The sequence below is a fragment of the Vogesella alkaliphila genome, assembly GCF_014652475.1.
GTDB classification, from domain to species: domain Bacteria; phylum Pseudomonadota; class Gammaproteobacteria; order Burkholderiales; family Chromobacteriaceae; genus Vogesella; species Vogesella alkaliphila.
On the sequence record NZ_BMYW01000001.1, the window covers coordinates 154,829 to 169,738 of the forward strand.

Below are 14,910 nucleotides of genomic sequence, written 5' to 3' on the forward strand. Positions count from 1 at the left end.
GCTGCCCGTCGTTCGCACACAATAGGGTTTGCCATGTTCAAAAGTCTGTTTGGCAGCTTGACCGGCAAGGGGCAAGCGCAAGAGGTCAAGGAAAGCCGCGAGGTGAAAACCGCCGCCAGCGCGCCGGCCGCCGAGAGCGGCGACAATCTCGCGTTGCCGCACACGCTGGGCTTTGTCACCCACCAGCCGCTGCACGACCTGCAGCAGCGGGTGGTGGGCTACGAGTTCATGGTGCGCGATACCGTCAAGCGCCGCGAATCGTCGGCCGGCCAGTGGCTGCAGTTCGACCGCCTGATGATCAGCACCCTGGTCAACATGGACGTGTTCCGGCTGCTCAATTCGCGCCGCGCGCTGGTGCACGTGTCGACGCTGTCGCTGCAGGACGCGTCGCTGGAGGCCTTCCCCAGCGACCGTGTCTATTTCGTGCTCAACCCGGCGATCGACGACCCGGTCAGCCACACCACCATCGCGCTGATCGACCAGCACCGCGCGCAGGGCCGCCGCTTCGCGCTGGAGCCGTCGCTGTTCGACCGCCGCGTGCTGCCGGAGGCGCTGCAGGACGAGCTGTTCTCCCGCATCGACCTGCTGATCCTCGACTTCAGCGGTGCTGCCGACGAGGTGCTGGCGCCGTTCATGGACCAGATGCTGGCGCGTTATCCCGCCGCGCGCTGGTATGCGCGCAATATCGGCTCCAGCGAGGATTTCGATGTCTGCGTCAAGACGCCGGGCGCCGCCAAGCGCTTCGTGCTGTTCCAGGGCGCCTTCCTGACCGCGGTGCGCTCGCAGTCCGCCGGCAAGGCCGACGCCAGCCAGATGCGGGTGCTGGAAATCATGCGTCTGCTGCGCGCCGGGGCGGAAACGCAGGAGATCGACGCCCAGTTCAAGCTGGATTCGGTGCTGCTGTTCAAGCTGCTGCGCTTCATCAACTCGCCGGCCAACGGCCTGTCGCGCAAGGTGATGTCGATCGAGGAGTCGCTGCTGCTGCTGGGGCGCGAATCGCTGTTCAAGTGGCTGACACTGCTGCTGTTCACCTCGCGCAAGGACGACGGCCGCTCGGTGGCGCTGCTGGAGCGCTCGCTGTTCCGCGCCCGTTTCATGGAGACACTGGGCAAGCTGGGCGGCAACAACCGCCTGGAGTGCGAGCACCTGTTCCTGACCGGCATGTTCTCGCTGCTGGACGCGCTGATGCACGTGGAGATGGCCAGCGCGCTGTCGCCGCTGGACCTGCCGCCGACGGTGGCCGATGCATTGCTCAACCAGCGCGGCATGTTCGCGCCGTATCTGGCACTGGCCATTTCCGCGGAGCAGGACAACGCCGACCGTATCGTGGCGCTGGCCGAGCTGCTGAAGCTGGCGCCGGCCGACGTCAACAAGGCGCACATCGACGCCATGGTGTGGGCGCAGGAAATCCTGCAGCAGTCGGAGTAATCGCGCCGCCGTTGCCGTCATCGTCTGGCGGCCAACGAAAAACCCCCTGTTTCGCAACAGGGGGTTTTTTGCGGCCAACGTTGGGGGCTTATTAGCCGCCGACGTTGTAGTTCGGTGCTTCCTTGGTGATCTGTACGTCGTGCACGTGCGATTCGCGCATGCCGGCGGAGGTGATCTCCACGAAGCCGGCTTTTTCGTGCATGTCGTCGATGGTCTTGCAACCCAGGTAGCCCATCGAGGAACGCAGACCACCCACCAGCTGGTGGATCACCTGGGCGATCGGGCCCTTGTACGGTACGCGGCCTTCGATGCCTTCCGGTACGAACTTGTCGGCGTTGGCGTTGCCGTCCTGGAAGTAGCGGTCGGCGGAGCCCTGGCTCATCGCGCCCAGGCTGCCCATGCCACGGTAGGACTTGTAGGAACGGCCCTGGTACAGCTCGACTTCGCCCGGCGCCTCTTCTGTGCCGGCGAACATGCCGCCCAGCATCACGGCGTTGCCGCCGGCGGCCAGCGCCTTGGAGATGTCACCGGAGAAGCGGATGCCGCCGTCAGCGATCATCGGCACGCCGGTGCCTTTCAGCGCCTCGGACACGTTGTGGATGGCGGTCAGCTGCGGTACGCCGACACCGGCCACGATACGGGTGGTGCAGATCGAGCCGGGGCCGATGCCCACTTTCACGCCGTCGGCGCCGGCAGCCACCAGCGCGCGGGCGGCGTCGGCGGTGGCGATGTTGCCACCGATCACGTCCACCTGCGGGAAGGTGTCCTTCACCCACTTCACGCGGTCCAGTACGCCCTGGCTGTGGCCGTGGGCGGTATCGACCACGATCACGTCCACGCCGGCGGCTACCAGTGCGGCCACGCGGTCGGCGGTGTCGCCACCGGTGCCGACCGCCGCGCCGACGCGCAGGCGACCCTGGTTGTCCTTGTTGGCGTTCGGGTGTTCGCTGGTCTTGACGATGTCCTTGACGGTGATCAGGCCTTTCAGCTCGAAGGCGTCGTTGATCACCAGTACGCGTTCCAGGCGATGCTTGTGCATCAGCTCGCGCGCTTCATCGATGCTGCCGCCTTCCTTCACCGTCACCAGACGCTCGCGCGGGGTCATGATGGAGGCCACCGGCTGGTCGAGACGGGTCTCGAAACGCAGGTCACGGTTGGTGACGATACCCACTACCTTGCCGTCCTGTACCACGGGCAGACCGGAGATCTTGTGCTGACGGGTCAGCAACACCAGGTCGCGTACCAGCATGTCCGGGGCGATGGTGATCGGGTCCTTGACCACGCCGCTTTCGTAACGCTTCACCTTGGACACTTCCAGCGCTTGCTGCTCGGCGGTCATGTTCTTGTGAATGATGCCGATGCCGCCTTCCTGGGCCATCGCAATCGCCAGACGCGATTCGGTGACGGTATCCATTGCAGCGGAGACCAGGGGCAGATTCAGGCTGATGTTACGGGTGAGGCGGGTGGACAGGGCAACGTCACGTGGCAGAACGGCGGAGTGGGCCGGCACGAGGAGAACGTCGTCGAAAGTGTAGGCCTTCTCGATGATGCGCATCTTGCTTTCCTTTTGCGGCAAAAACGCATTATACCGATCCCGCGCACGCAGTGCAAAAGGCTGTGGCGAATCGCGTGCTTGCCGGTGGCGCGTACGGTCGCAACAAGGCTGTCTGCCTTGGCGGGGGCACGCTAGAATGGTGGTTCACGGCAAGGCGGAAGGCGAGAGGCGATGAAGGCTGTTTACGGGGTGTTTCTGGGGGTGCTGCTGCTGGCGACGGCGGCGCAGGCGCAGGTCTATCGCTGGGTGGACGGCAACGGCCGCACCGTGTTTTCCGACCGGCCGCCACCGCAGGGGCGGAAGTCGGAAACCGTGAAGCTGAACCCGCTGCCGGCCGCAGCGGCCAGCCCGGCCTCGGCGCCGGCGGTCAATGGCGATATCCCGCAGCAGGTGAAGCAGCTCAACGAGCGCATCGACGAGCACAACCGCAAGATCAAGCAGGAAAACTGCAGCACCGCGCGTACCCATCTGGCCAGGCTGGAAAGCCTGAACCAGCCCAAGGCGACCACCAAGGCCGCGCCGCAGTCGGAGGCGACGCTGGGCGCCGCCATCGCCGCCGCGCGCGATCACGTCAGGACCTGGTGTGGCAACTAAACCGCCGGCCTTCGACGCCAAGGCCTTTCTGGCCAACCTGCCCAGCCTGCCGGGGGTGTACCGCATGCTCGACGCCGACGGCAACGTGCTGTACGTCGGCAAGGCCATCGATCTGAAGAAACGCGTCAGCTCCTACTTCCAGAAGAGCGACCACAGCCCGCGCATCCAGCTGATGGTGCGCCAGATCGCAGCCATCGACACCACCGTGGTGCGCAGCGAGGCGGAAGCGCTGATCCTGGAAAACAACCTGATCAAGGCGCTGACTCCCAAATACAACATCCTGTTCCGCGACGACAAGTCCTACCCCTACCTGATGGTGTCCGGGCACGCCTTTCCGCAGCTGGCCTATTTCCGCGGCGAGCCGAAAAAGCCGCACCAGTACTTCGGCCCCTATCCCAACGGCTACGCGGTGCGCGAGAGCATCCAGGTGCTGCAGAAGGTGTTCCGCCTGCGCACCTGCGAGGACAGCGTGTTCGCCAACCGCTCGCGCCCCTGCCTGCTGTTCCAGATCAAGCGCTGCTCGGCGCCCTGTACCGGCGAGATCAGCAGCGAAGCCTACCGCGCCGACGTGCAGAGCGCGGTCACCTTCCTGCAGGGCAAGCACAACGAGCTGATCGACCTGCTCACCGCGCGCATGTTGGCCGCATCGGAGGCGATGCACTTCGAGCAGGCCGCCGAATTGCGCGACCAGATCCAGGCGCTGGCGCGGGTGCAGGAAAAGCAGTTCATCTCCAGCAATACCAGCCAGCTCGACGCCGACGTGATCGCCATCGCCAGCGCCGGCGGCGTGGTGTGCGTCAATCTGGTGATGATCCGCGGCGGCCGTCACTTGGGCGACAAGAGCCTGTTCCCGCTCAACGCCGCCGACAGCCTTGCGGCCAACCTTGAGGCCTTCCTCGCCCAGCACTACCTCGGTGCGCCGCTGCCGGCGGCCATCATCCACAACGAAACGGTGGCGCCGGAGCTACAGCAGCTCTTGATCGAGCAGGCGCAGAAGCGGCTGCAGTTCATCGGCAACCCGATCGGCGAGCGCCGCGTGTGGCTGGAGATGGCGGAGAAGAACGCGCAGCTGGCGATCGGCCAGCGGCTGGCCAGCGCCGCCAGCCAGAACGCCCGCCTGGCGGCGCTGGCCGAGCTGATGGAAGTGGAGGAGGTGGCGCGGCTGGAGTGCTTCGACATCAGCCACACCATGGGCGAGGCCACTGTGGCCTCCTGCGTGGTGTACGACCGTGGCGGCATGCAGCCGTCGGAGTACCGCCGCTTCAATATCGAGACCGCCGCCGCCGGAGACGACTACGGCGCCATGCGCGAGGCGCTGACCCGCCGCTACAGCAAGCTGGCGGCCGGCGAGGGCAAGCTGCCCGACGTGCTGCTGATCGACGGCGGCAAGGGCCAGGTCGGCGTCGCGCTGGAGGTGCTGGCCGAGGTCGGCGTCGACGTGCCCATCGTCGGCGTCGCCAAGGGCGAAAGCCGCAAGCCGGGGCTGGAAACGTTGATCGTTCCCCATTTGCAAAAGACGCTACAATTGCCGCGCGATCACGCCGCGCTGCACCTGATCCAGACCGTGCGCGACGAGGCGCACCGCTTCGCCATCACCGGCCACCGCGCGCGCCGCGCCAAGGCGCGCACCAGTTCGACGCTGGAGGACATCGCCGGCGTCGGCCCGACGCGGCGCCAGCGGCTGCTGACCCGCTTCGGCGGCCTGCGTGGCGTGGTGGCGGCAAGCATCGACGATCTGGCGCAAGTGGACGGCATCAGCCGCGCGCTGGCAGAAAAAATTTACCAAGCCCTGCACTGAATAAAGACAACCGGATAATGCCCTTCAACCTGCCGATTTTCCTGACCTGGCTGCGCGTCGCCCTGATCCCGGTGTGCGTGGCCGTGTTCTTCCTCCCCGACAGCGTGCTGCTGTCCCACCATCGCAATACCCTCGGCGCCCTGATCTTTGCGCTGGCCGCCGCCACCGACTGGCTGGACGGCTACCTGGCACGCCGCCTGGGGCAGACCTCGGCCTTCGGCGCCTTCCTGGACCCGGTGGCCGACAAGCTGATCGTGGCGGCGGCGCTGATCCTGCTGGTGGAGCTGGGGCGCACCGAGGGCTGGATGGCGATGATCATCATCGGCCGCGAGATCACGATTTCGGCATTGCGCGAGTGGATGGCGGCACAGGGCAGCCGCGGCAGCGTGGCGGTGGCCTATATCGGCAAGCTGAAAACGGCGGCGCAGATGGTCGCCATCCTGCTGCTGTTGTACGCCGGCCCGGTTTTGCCGGCGATCGACACCCTGATGCTCGGAAATTTTTTCATGGTCATCGCGATCATTTTGACTTTGTGGTCAATGGTTTACTACCTGAAGATGGCCGCCAGGCAGTTTTCCGGCAAAAAAATCGAGTTGTAAAAGGTTGACAATAATTTTTTGGTCATTATAATTCGCAGCTCTCGACAACGCAGTAACACAGCGACGACGAGAAGTGATGCGGGAATAGCTCAGTTGGTAGAGCGCAACCTTGCCAAGGTTGAGGTCGCGAGTTCGAGCCTCGTTTCCCGCTCCACACCGGTTTTACAGATGTACAGCAGTATCATGCGACGCGGGAATAGCTCAGTTGGTAGAGCGCAACCTTGCCAAGGTTGAGGTCGCGAGTTCGAGCCTCGTTTCCCGCTCCATACGGTTTTACCAGTAGTACAGCAGCACCATGCGACGCGGGAATAGCTCAGTTGGTAGAGCGCAACCTTGCCAAGGTTGAGGTCGCGAGTTCGAGCCTCGTTTCCCGCTCCATACAATTTACGGCATCAGGCAGTACCCCCTGCGGGAATAGCTCAGTTGGTAGAGCGCAACCTTGCCAAGGTTGAGGTCGCGAGTTCGAGCCTCGTTTCCCGCTCCAGATTCAGATGATTCGCCATGGCGAGCATCAAACGCTTACGGCGCGATAGCAAAGCGGTTATGCCCCGGATTGCAAATCCGGTCAGTCCAGTTCGACTCTGGATCGCGCCTCCAGACAGACCCCCAGCAAACCTCGTTTGCTGGGGGTTTTGTTTTTTCTGTCTTGCCTGCCGCGATACGGCGGCCCGCCGGCGCCGATTGCCGTCCCCGGCGATGTTGCCTAAGCTGGGAGCATCTCCCTGTTGCGGCCAACCCTTGCCATGAACATCCCCGTTACCGATTGTCTTTCCCTGCTGCACCGCTGCAGCTCCCTGGCGCTGGCGACGCAGGCGCAGGCGCTGCCGGGCTACCCGTTTGTCACCGTGTTGCCGTTTGCGCCGGATGCGGCGCACCGGCCGTGGCTGCTGATGAGCGAGCTGGCCGAACACTGCCGCAATGTGCGCGCCGACGGCCGCGTCAGCGTGCTGCTGCAGCAGGGGACGGCGGACGTGCTGCAAGGCGAGCGCATGACGCTGGTCGGCGATCTGCAGGCGATGGCGCCGGACGCGGATACCCTGGCGCGGCTGCTGCGCTATTGCCCGGCATTTGCCGACTACCTGGCGCTGGGCGATTTCCATTTCTTCTGCCTGCAGCCCAGGCGCCTGCGCTTTATCGGCGGCTTCGGCCGCATGGGCTGGGTCGACGCCAGCGACTGGGCGGCGTTGCCGCAACTGGCGGCGGAACAGGAACAGGCGCTGATGGCGGCGCTGCAGCCGGCGGAGGCGGCACTGCAGCTGTTGGGACTGGATGTCTGCGGGCTGGACGTGCTGCGCGACGGCGTGCGGCAGCGGCTGGACTTCGCCGCGCCGGCGAGCGAGGCCAGCTTGCTGGCGACCGCGCAGGCACGGCTGGCCGCGGCCGCTTAGACGGATTCCCGCCAACGACTGGCTGAAACGCTGCGCAAAGCCGCCGCCGCGGCGTCCGGCTTTGCCCCCTGTGCCCGGATGCGTCGCCACGCCTGCTCCGGCCCGGCGGCAGGCCCCGGTCAGGCATTGCCGTACCGTCCGCTTCGCCTGTCGCGGATGGCCGCCGGTGCGCGGTGGCAGAGGGTCAAGTCGTCGCAGGACCGGTGCCGCTTGCACGCCGGCAGCGAGCGACGCCATCCTGAGACCGGACCTCCCTTCCTGTTCCTTCATGCCCAGCCGGTAACGGCCGCGCACTGCACGCCGGCCCCCTCGATATTCACGCCACGTCACGTCCCGCCACGTCAGATAGGCTGCGGCCAACCTTGCACTGCTCCCGGTGCCAGTGCGGCTGCCGGCAAGGCTCGGCCGCGCTTATCCGGCGGTGTGCAAGCGCTTATTTCCGGATGGCACGCCAAGCCGGAACGCGGTCGTTTTCTCGGATATGGGGCCGTGTGGGTGGGGCGTTGTGTCAAAGAACAAATGTTTTTGATCGATTGTATGCAAATTTATGCTGGCCGCCACGAATATGCCAATGGATTTTATGGTCGAGTTTGTGGCTGCCGTTGCGCGTCTTGGGCAACATTGTTTGTAGAAATCAGCAATCGGCAGCGTTTTCTGAAGTGGCGGCGCCGGCGCCGGGCCAGGGGCGTAACGGCCGGTGCCGATCGGCGTATTTGCCGGCCCCGGTGCTTGCGGTAACATCCCGCCCCTTGTTTGTCACGGTACTGCGTCCGCCCCCGGCGGCGAACGACCACACCGCTGGCAAACCCTGGACAAATCAGACGACCTGCCGCCTGCCGGATTGCCGCCTTGAACAACAACAGGCAGCCGCTGCGGCCAACATTAGGGACAAGGAATACATGGGCTTGATGCGCAAGAAAAGCGTTCAGGGCATGCTGGCGTTCGCGCAGACCTCGCAAGGCCTGCGCAAGGAACTGTCGGCGTTTGACCTGACCATGCTGGGGATCGGTGCCATTATCGGCACCGGGATTTTCGTGCTGACCGGCACCGGTGCCACCGTGGCCGGGCCGGGACTGGTGCTGTCGTTCGTGATCGGCGCGCTGGCCTGCGGTTTTGCCGCGCTGTGCTACGCGGAGTTCGCAGCGATGCTGCCGATCTCCGGCTCGACCTATACCTACGCCTACGCCACGCTGGGCGAGCTGGTGGCGTGGATCATCGGCTGGGACCTGATGCTGGAATACCTGCTGGCGTCGTCGGCGGTGTCGGTGGGCTGGTCCGGCTACTTCCAGAGCCTGCTCGCCGGCTTCGGCGTCACCCTGCCCGAGGCGCTGACCGCGGCCGCCGGCGCGGTGCCGGGCAAGGACACGCTGTTCAACCTGCCGGCGTTCTGCATCGCGATGATCATCACCGGCCTGCTGGCGTTCGGCATCAAGGAGTCCAAGCGCGTCAACAACATCGTGGTGCTGATCAAGGTCGCGGTGGTGGTGCTGTTCATCGCCATCGGCATGTGGCACGTGAAGCCGGTGAACTGGTCGCCGGCGCTGCCGTACGGTTTTGACGGCGTGTTCCACGGTGCCGCCATCGTGTTCTTCAGCTTCCTCGGCTTCGATGCGGTGACCTGCGCGGCGGAAGAGGTGAAGGACCCGGCACGCGATATCCCGCGCGGGGTGATCTGGTCGCTGGCGATCTGCTCGCTGCTGTACGTGATCGTGTCCGCGATCATGACCGGCATCGTGCCGTACGCGCAGTTTGCCGGCATCGACCATCCGGTGTCGCTGGCGCTGCAGGTGGCGAAGCTGGACTGGTTCGCCGGTTTTGTCGACCTGGGCGCCATCCTCGGCATGATGACGGTGATCCTGGTGATGACCTACGGCCAGACCCGCATCCTGCTGGCAATGTCGCGCGACGGCCTGCTGCCGAAGGTGTTCTCCGACATCAACCCGAAATACGGCACCCCGTACAAGGCGACGTGGCTGATCGGCACGGTGATCGCGCTGATCGCCGGCTTTGTGCCGCTGCACACGCTGGCGGAGCTGGTCAACATCGGCACCCTGGCCGCGTTCTCGCTGATCGCGCTGGCGGTGATCGTACTGCGCAAGCGCGAGCCGGACCTGCCGCGCAAGTTCTACTGCCCGGCGGTGCCGTATGTGCCGGCGCTGGCCATCCTGTTCTGCGTGTTCCTGATGACGCAGCTGTCGGCGCTGACCTGGGTGTTCTTTGTCGGCTGGCTGCTGATCGGCCTCGCCGTGTACTTCGGCTATTCGCGGCGCAATTCGCTGCTGCACAAGCCGCACTGATCCGCCTGTAAGCACATGCGGCCAACCTTGGATTCAAGGTTGGCCGTATGGTTTTTGTGGCGCGTGGCGATGTGGCGGGGCAGGGGCCGCCATGAGGGGCGCCGCGACACCTTGCCCGTCCACCATCGGACTGGGTGTCATCGCCACCCCGCCACGCAGGGCAAGCCCGGCCGCAGATTGCCGCCAGTAGTGCTTATGCGCTAGAATCAGCGCCCTGTCTGTGCCCCTGTGGTGAAATTGGTAGACACAAGGGACTTAAAATCCCTCGGCGCAAGCTGTACCGGTTCGATTCCGGTCGGGGGCACCAGCCACCAGCACAAAACCCGCATCCATCAGGTTGCGGGTTTTTTGTCGTCCGGGCTTTACGCCGATTGCGCCGCCGGCCGCCAGCGCCGCCACAACGGGGCGAGGGCGCCCTGGGTCAGGCTGACGCCGAGCAGGATCAGGCCGCCGCCCAGCCAGTGGTAGGCGTGGATGGTCTCGCCCAGCGTCAGGCTGGCGATCAGCGCGGTAAACAGCGGCAACAGGTTCATGAAGATGGCGGTGCGCTCGCTGCCCAGCTGCTGCAGGCCGCGCATCCAGAAGTAGGCGGCGAGGATGGAGGAGGCGATGCCGGCGAACAGCACCAGCGGGATGCCGGCGGCGGGGATGGCCAGGCTGTCGGCGCTGGCGGCCAGCGGGCTCAGCATCGCCACCGCCAGCAGCACCTGGCCGTACAGGTTCAGCCACTGCCCGAACGGAGGCGCCCAGCGCTTGTAGAGGATGCCGTACAGCGCGTACGACGCTGAGCCGATCAGCATCAGCGCGTCGCCACGGTTGATGCCGCCGGCCAGCAGGCTGGCCGGATGGCCGTGGCCGAGCAGGTACAGCACGCCGGCCAGCGACAGCGCCACGCCCAGCATGGCTGCCGGCGCGATGCGCTGGCGGAACACCAAGCCGTTCAGCAGCAGCCCCAGCAGCGGGATCAGCGCGCAGATCACGCCCATATTGGTGGCGGTGGTGCTGTGCGCGGCGTAGTAGGCCAGGCACTGGTACATCACCATGCCCAGTAGCGCCAGCACGGCCAGGTGCGGCAGGTGCGGGCGCAGCTCGGCGCGGCGGCGCCACAGCGGGCGCGCCAGCAGCGGCGTCAACACCACGGCGGCGACCAGCCAGCGGTAGAAGGAAATGGCGGCCGGGTCGAACACGCCGGCGGCAGCCTTGGAAACAACGGTGTTGGCGGCCCAGATCAGCACCGCCAGCAGGGGAAACAGTACGGCCATGGCAACGCTCCTGCAGAAGATGGCGCCAGTGTAAGCCTGTCTGTTTTGTTGCTTATAATGCAAAACAGACAAACTCATGCGCCGAATCCGACAACATGCTGCCGCCTTACTCCGCCATCGACCTGCAGCTGCCGCCGCCGGCACCGCTGTACTTCCGCTATGAGCAGTTCATGGCCAATACCGATTTCGAGCCGCACCGCCATCCGTGGGGCCAGATCAACCGCATCAGCCTCGGCCTGCTGGAGCTGGTGCTGGACGACAGGCGGCTGATCTCGCCGGCCGATTACCTGGTGTGGGTGCCGGCCGAGATGGCGCACGCCGCGCACGTGCGACAGGCGATGGACTACCTGTCGGTGTACGTCAGCCCGGCACTGACCGCGCGCCTGCCGGATCGTGTCTGTTTGATTGAACAGACGCCGCTGGTGCGCGCCTTGCTGGAGGACTTCCGCCAGCGCGAGGTGGCGGCGATGGGCGACGCGTGGGACGTGTGTCAGGCCGAGCTGCTGGTCGAGCATCTGGTGCGCGCCGGCAGCGTCGACAGCTACCTGCCGGACAGCAGCGACCGGCAGCTGCAGCCCATCCTGGCCGCCATCCGTGCCACGCCCGGCGACAACACCACGCTGGGCCGCTGGGCGCAGCGGGTGCACAGCACCGAGCGCACGCTGGCGCGGCGCTTCCAGCAGCAGCTGGGGATGAGCTTCGTGCAGTGGCGCAACCGCGTGCGCCTGCTGCAGGCGCTGGCGTGGCTGAAGGAGGGCTGGCCGGTGCAGGACATCGCGGCGCAGCTGGGCTACGGCACGCCGTCGGCGTTCATCGCCATGTTCGGCAAGCAGGTCGGATTTTCGCCGGAGCGCTACCGGCGGCAGATGCGCGGCGAGGGCTGAGGCGGTGCGTGCGGGACAAAACCTCTCCGCACAAAGCATTGCGGCCAACCTTGTCGCCAAGGTTGGCCGCAGTCGTTTTTAACGGCGCGCGCTTACTTGCGGCCGGTGCTGCCGAAGCCGCCTTCGCCGCGCTCGGAGGCGTCGAAGCTGTCGACGATGTTGAAGCCGACCTGCACCACCGGCACGATGATCATCTGCGCGATGCGTTCCAGCGGCTTCAGCACGAAGTCGCTGTCGCCGCGGTTCCACACCGACACGAACAGCTGGCCCTGGTAGTCGGAATCGATCAGGCCGGTGAGGTTGCCCAGCACGATGCCGTGCTTGTGGCCGAGGCCGGAGCGCGGCAGGATCATCGCCGCCAGCTTGGGGTCGGCCAGGTGGATGGCCATGCCGGTCGGCACCAGCACCGTCTGGCCGGGCACGATGGTCATCTCGGCGTCGATGGCGGCGCGCAGGTCCAGCCCGGCGGAGCCGCTGGTGGCGTAGGCCGGCAGGTTGTCCTTCAGGCGGGCGTCGAGGATTTGAACGTCGATGGTGGGTTTCATGCAGTGACTCGTTTCATGGACTAAAAGGAAAAGGTTGGCCGCAGCCTGCGGCCAACCTTGTGGGCTTGTGCTTCAGAGCAGGCGGGCCAGGTGGGCGACGATGGCGCGCGCCACCTCGGCCTTGGCCATCGCCGGCAGCGGGTGCTGGCCGGCGTCGTCGAGCAGGGTGACCTCGTTGACATCGCTGCCCATCGCCTGCTGCACCAGGTTGGCGACCAGCAGCGGCACCTTTTTCTTGCGGCGCTTGCTGTCGGCAAACTGCAGCAGGTTCTGGCTTTCGGCGGCGAAGCCGACGCAGAATGGCGCCGCCGGCAGCGAGGCGACGGTGGCGAGGATGTCGGGGTTTTCTTCCAGCTCGATCACCGGCAGCGCGTCGCCCTTCTTGATCTTGTGTTCGCTGCGGTTCTTCACGCGGTAGTCGGCCACCGCGGCGACGCTAATGAACACCTGGCTGCGGCCAACCTCGGACAGCACCGCCTGGTACATCTCGCCGGCGCTTTGCACCGGCAGCAGGCGCACGCCCAGCGGCGCCGCCAGCGCGGTGGGGCCGGAGACCAGCGTCACCTCGGCGCCGGCGTCGCGGCAGGCGCGGGCCAGCGCGTAGCCCATCTTGCCGGAGCTGATGTTGGTGATGCCGCGCACGGTGTCGATCGCTTCATAAGTCGGCCCGGCGGTGAGCAGCACCCGCTTGCCGGCCAGTACTTTCTTGTCGAAGAAACCGTTCAGCAGGTCGAAGACTTCTTCCGGCTCCAGCATGCGGCCGGGGCCGGTCTCGCCGCAGGCCTGCACCCCGTGCGCCGGGCCCCACACCTGCACGCCGTCGGCCTGCAGCTGCGCGACGTTGCGCAGGTTGGGCGGGTTGTCCCACATCTGGCGGTTCATCGCCGGCACCACCACCAGCGGGCAGGTGCGCGCGCTGGCCATGGTCGAGATCAGGTCGCTGGCGGCGCCGTGCGCCAGCTTGAACAGGCAGTCGGCGGTGGCCGGCACGATCACGAACACGTCGGCACGGCGCGACATCTCGATGTGCGCCATCGCGTTGTCGGGGCGGCTGTCCCACACATCGCAGTACACCGCATTGCCCGACAGCGCCTGGAAGGTCAGCGGCGTCACGAAGCGGGTGGCGGCTTCGCTCATCACCACTTCGACGTGATGGCCGGCCTTGACCAGCAGGCGGGTCAGCTCGGCGGCCTTGTAGGCGGCGACACCGCCGGTAATGCCCAGCAGGATGCGTTTTTGCGTCATCGGTTCGGCTTTGTGTTGGTTGGCATGAGAGCGCGAATTGTAACGTATTCGCCGCCGCCGGCAGCGCGACGCACGCGCATGGCAATACACAATAGTGATATGTCATTAAAAACCTGCTACATATCATGCTATAGCCCAAGAAGGAGTCTGCGATGTCGATAGCCCACTGGCCGGAGGCGGAACGCCCGCGCGAAAAGCTGTTGCAGCGCGGCCCGGCGGTACTGTCCGATGCCGAGTTGCTGGCCATTTTCCTGCGCACCGGCATCCGCGGCTGTTCGGCGGTGGACATGGGGCGGCAGCTGATCCAGCGCTTCGGCAGCCTGGGCAAGCTGCTGGCGGCGGAGCCGGGCGATTTTGCCCGCGGCAGCGGGCTGGGGCCGGCCAAGTACGCGCAGTTCATGGCGGTGAAGGAGCTGGCGCGGCGGGTGCTGGCGGAGGAAATGCAGCTGGGCGATGCGCTGTCCAGCCCGCAGGCGGTGCGACAGTACCTGCGGCTGGCGATCGGCGTGCGCGAGGTGGAGGTGTTCGTGGCGCTGTTCCTGACGGCACAAAACCGGGTTTTGGCGGTCGAAGAACTATTCAGGGGCACCCTCACCGAAACCCGGGTCTACCCGCGCGAAATCGTGCGCCGCGCACTGCAGCACAACGCCCACGGCGTGATCGTCGCGCACAACCATCCGTCCGGGGTGGCGGAACCCTCCGCCGCCGACCGGGCACTGACGGCCAGCCTCAAGCAGGCGCTGGCCTTGGTCGATATCAGTTTACTGGATCATTTTGTGGTCACCGGCAGCCACGCCGAATCCCTCGCGGAGCGTGGCTGGATGTAGCAGGCTGCGGCTACCGGCACGCTGCGGCAAAGTTTGTCATGGCTTGTAGCATGTAACCCGGCCCCGCCTTTCGTGACGGAGCGTGGCAGCACCAAGGAGACCATCATGAACATCCTGCGCTTGCTGAATCAGTCCGACTACATCCAGATCAACAACCAGTTGATCAAGCCCGAATTCATGTACGCCTCGGAAGACTACGCCGACGAAGACGACGTGGCGCTGGAGGCCTCGCTCGACGGCAGCGAGTTCACGCTGACCGTGGCCGAGCTGGAGGAGGCGACGCCGCTGTCCGACGGCGGCTACTGGCTGGAGAGCGTCGGTTACATCCGTTTCCTGTCGCAGACCAGTCTGCACTGAGCGCGGCCGGGCCGCGCGGCACCGGGCTGCCAGCTGTCCGCCGTCAGGCGGGCACTTGGCAGCCTTTTTCATGGCGGCGATACTGCGCGCCGCTTTGATATTTTCGATAACGACAGCACACGAGGGCAGCA

The 14,910-nt window shown here is 65.7% G+C and carries 13 protein-coding genes and 6 tRNA genes; 15 read left to right on the forward strand and 4 right to left on the reverse strand.

The features are described 5' to 3' along the window. Positions 1-33: 33 nt before the first annotated feature. Complete coding sequence (locus IE100_RS00720) at positions 34-1,428, forward strand: EAL and HDOD domain-containing protein (RefSeq protein ID WP_189372148.1); 1,395 nt, start codon at positions 34-36, stop codon at positions 1,426-1,428. A 91-nt stretch (positions 1,429-1,519) separates the two neighbouring features. On the opposite strand, the gene guaB is transcribed toward IE100_RS00720, so the two are convergent. Next, the gene (gene guaB, locus IE100_RS00725; RefSeq protein ID WP_189372149.1) at positions 1,520-2,983 is read right to left on the reverse strand and encodes an IMP dehydrogenase; all 1,464 of its coding nucleotides are present in this window, start codon (positions 2,981-2,983) and stop codon (positions 1,520-1,522) included. A gap of 171 nt (positions 2,984-3,154) precedes the next feature. Between guaB and IE100_RS00730 the strand changes: the two genes are divergently transcribed. From IE100_RS00730 to IE100_RS00780, 11 genes are all read left to right on the forward strand, one after another. Then, entirely contained in the window at positions 3,155-3,577 is a 423-nt protein-coding gene (locus tag IE100_RS00730; RefSeq protein WP_189372150.1) for a DUF4124 domain-containing protein, read from the forward strand. Continuing rightward, positions 3,567-5,375, forward strand: a complete 1,809-nt coding sequence (uvrC, locus tag IE100_RS00735; protein ID WP_189372151.1) for an excinuclease ABC subunit UvrC — start codon at positions 3,567-3,569, stop codon at positions 5,373-5,375. The genes IE100_RS00730 and uvrC overlap by 11 nt, the downstream gene beginning before the upstream one ends. A 17-nt stretch (positions 5,376-5,392) precedes the next feature. Continuing rightward, positions 5,393-5,974, forward strand: coding sequence for a CDP-diacylglycerol--glycerol-3-phosphate 3-phosphatidyltransferase (gene pgsA / locus IE100_RS00740; protein WP_189372152.1), 582 nt, complete (start codon positions 5,393-5,395; stop codon positions 5,972-5,974). A 78-nt stretch (positions 5,975-6,052) separates the two neighbouring features. Then, positions 6,053-6,128 (forward strand) — tRNA-Gly (locus tag IE100_RS00745). A gap of 36 nt (positions 6,129-6,164) precedes the next feature. Further along, a tRNA-Gly gene (locus IE100_RS00750) sits at positions 6,165-6,240 on the forward strand. A gap of 36 nt (positions 6,241-6,276) precedes the next feature. Further along, positions 6,277-6,352, forward strand: a tRNA-Gly gene (locus IE100_RS00755). 30 nt (positions 6,353-6,382) lie between these two features. Continuing rightward, a tRNA-Gly gene (locus tag IE100_RS00760) sits at positions 6,383-6,458 on the forward strand. Between the two features lie 39 nt (positions 6,459-6,497). Continuing rightward, positions 6,498-6,571, forward strand: a tRNA-Cys gene (locus tag IE100_RS00765). 146 nt (positions 6,572-6,717) lie between these two features. After that, on the forward strand, positions 6,718-7,362 hold the full coding sequence (locus IE100_RS00770) for a HugZ family pyridoxamine 5'-phosphate oxidase (RefSeq protein ID WP_189372153.1): 645 nt from the start codon (positions 6,718-6,720) through the stop codon (positions 7,360-7,362). 908 nt (positions 7,363-8,270) lie between these two features. Continuing rightward, the gene (gene bcaP, locus IE100_RS00775; RefSeq protein WP_308426761.1) at positions 8,271-9,659 is read left to right on the forward strand and encodes a branched-chain amino acid transporter BcaP; all 1,389 of its coding nucleotides are present in this window, start codon (positions 8,271-8,273) and stop codon (positions 9,657-9,659) included. A 222-nt stretch (positions 9,660-9,881) separates the two neighbouring features. Continuing rightward, positions 9,882-9,966, forward strand: a tRNA-Leu gene (locus tag IE100_RS00780). Positions 9,967-10,021: 55 nt separating this feature from the next. Here the strand turns inward: IE100_RS00780 and IE100_RS00785 are convergent. Next, positions 10,022-10,921, reverse strand: coding sequence for a DMT family transporter (locus IE100_RS00785; protein ID WP_189372155.1), 900 nt, complete (start codon positions 10,919-10,921; stop codon positions 10,022-10,024). Positions 10,922-11,016: 95 nt separating this feature from the next. Between IE100_RS00785 and IE100_RS00790 the strand changes: the two genes are divergently transcribed. Further along, on the forward strand, positions 11,017-11,805 hold the full coding sequence (locus IE100_RS00790) for an AraC family transcriptional regulator (RefSeq protein WP_189372156.1): 789 nt from the start codon (positions 11,017-11,019) through the stop codon (positions 11,803-11,805). 92 nt (positions 11,806-11,897) lie between these two features. On the opposite strand, the gene dut is transcribed toward IE100_RS00790, so the two are convergent. Both dut and coaBC read right to left on the reverse strand, forming a co-directional pair. Further along, a complete protein-coding gene (gene dut / locus IE100_RS00795; RefSeq protein WP_047965624.1) occupies positions 11,898-12,350 on the reverse strand; it encodes a dUTP diphosphatase in 453 nt (150 codons plus the stop codon). A 72-nt stretch (positions 12,351-12,422) separates the two neighbouring features. Then, on the reverse strand, positions 12,423-13,595 hold the full coding sequence (coaBC, locus tag IE100_RS00800) for a bifunctional phosphopantothenoylcysteine decarboxylase/phosphopantothenate--cysteine ligase CoaBC (protein ID WP_189372157.1): 1,173 nt from the start codon (positions 13,593-13,595) through the stop codon (positions 12,423-12,425). A gap of 152 nt (positions 13,596-13,747) precedes the next feature. Here coaBC and radC point away from each other — a divergent pair, with 152 nt between their 5' ends. Together radC and IE100_RS00810 are read left to right on the forward strand one after the other, a co-directional pair. Further along, positions 13,748-14,422, forward strand: a complete 675-nt coding sequence (gene radC, locus IE100_RS00805; RefSeq protein ID WP_189372158.1) for a RadC family protein — start codon at positions 13,748-13,750, stop codon at positions 14,420-14,422. Between the two features lie 105 nt (positions 14,423-14,527). Continuing rightward, the gene (locus IE100_RS00810; RefSeq protein WP_047965788.1) at positions 14,528-14,779 is read left to right on the forward strand and encodes a hypothetical protein; all 252 of its coding nucleotides are present in this window, start codon (positions 14,528-14,530) and stop codon (positions 14,777-14,779) included. Positions 14,780-14,910 lie beyond the last annotated feature (131 nt).

What these genes read in the sequence shown, in the direction of transcription:
- IE100_RS00720 (WP_189372148.1), top strand. Translation starts at nt 34, where the DNA reads ATGTTCAAAAGTCTGTTTGGCAGCTTGACCGGCAAGGGGCAAGCGCAA.
- guaB (WP_189372149.1), bottom strand. Translation starts at nt 2,983, where the DNA reads ATGCGCATCATCGAGAAGGCCTACACTTTCGACGACGTTCTCCTCGTG.
- IE100_RS00730 (WP_189372150.1), top strand. Translation starts at nt 3,155, where the DNA reads ATGAAGGCTGTTTACGGGGTGTTTCTGGGGGTGCTGCTGCTGGCGACG.
- pgsA (WP_189372152.1), top strand. Translation starts at nt 5,393, where the DNA reads ATGCCCTTCAACCTGCCGATTTTCCTGACCTGGCTGCGCGTCGCCCTG.
- IE100_RS00770 (WP_189372153.1), top strand. Translation starts at nt 6,718, where the DNA reads ATGAACATCCCCGTTACCGATTGTCTTTCCCTGCTGCACCGCTGCAGC.
- bcaP (WP_308426761.1), top strand. Translation starts at nt 8,271, where the DNA reads ATGCGCAAGAAAAGCGTTCAGGGCATGCTGGCGTTCGCGCAGACCTCG.
- IE100_RS00785 (WP_189372155.1), bottom strand. Translation starts at nt 10,921, where the DNA reads ATGGCCGTACTGTTTCCCCTGCTGGCGGTGCTGATCTGGGCCGCCAAC.
- IE100_RS00790 (WP_189372156.1), top strand. Translation starts at nt 11,017, where the DNA reads ATGCTGCCGCCTTACTCCGCCATCGACCTGCAGCTGCCGCCGCCGGCA.
- dut (WP_047965624.1), bottom strand. Translation starts at nt 12,350, where the DNA reads ATGAAACCCACCATCGACGTTCAAATCCTCGACGCCCGCCTGAAGGAC.
- coaBC (WP_189372157.1), bottom strand. Translation starts at nt 13,595, where the DNA reads ATGACGCAAAAACGCATCCTGCTGGGCATTACCGGCGGTGTCGCCGCC.
- radC (WP_189372158.1), top strand. Translation starts at nt 13,748, where the DNA reads ATGTCGATAGCCCACTGGCCGGAGGCGGAACGCCCGCGCGAAAAGCTG.
- IE100_RS00810 (WP_047965788.1), top strand. Translation starts at nt 14,528, where the DNA reads ATGAACATCCTGCGCTTGCTGAATCAGTCCGACTACATCCAGATCAAC.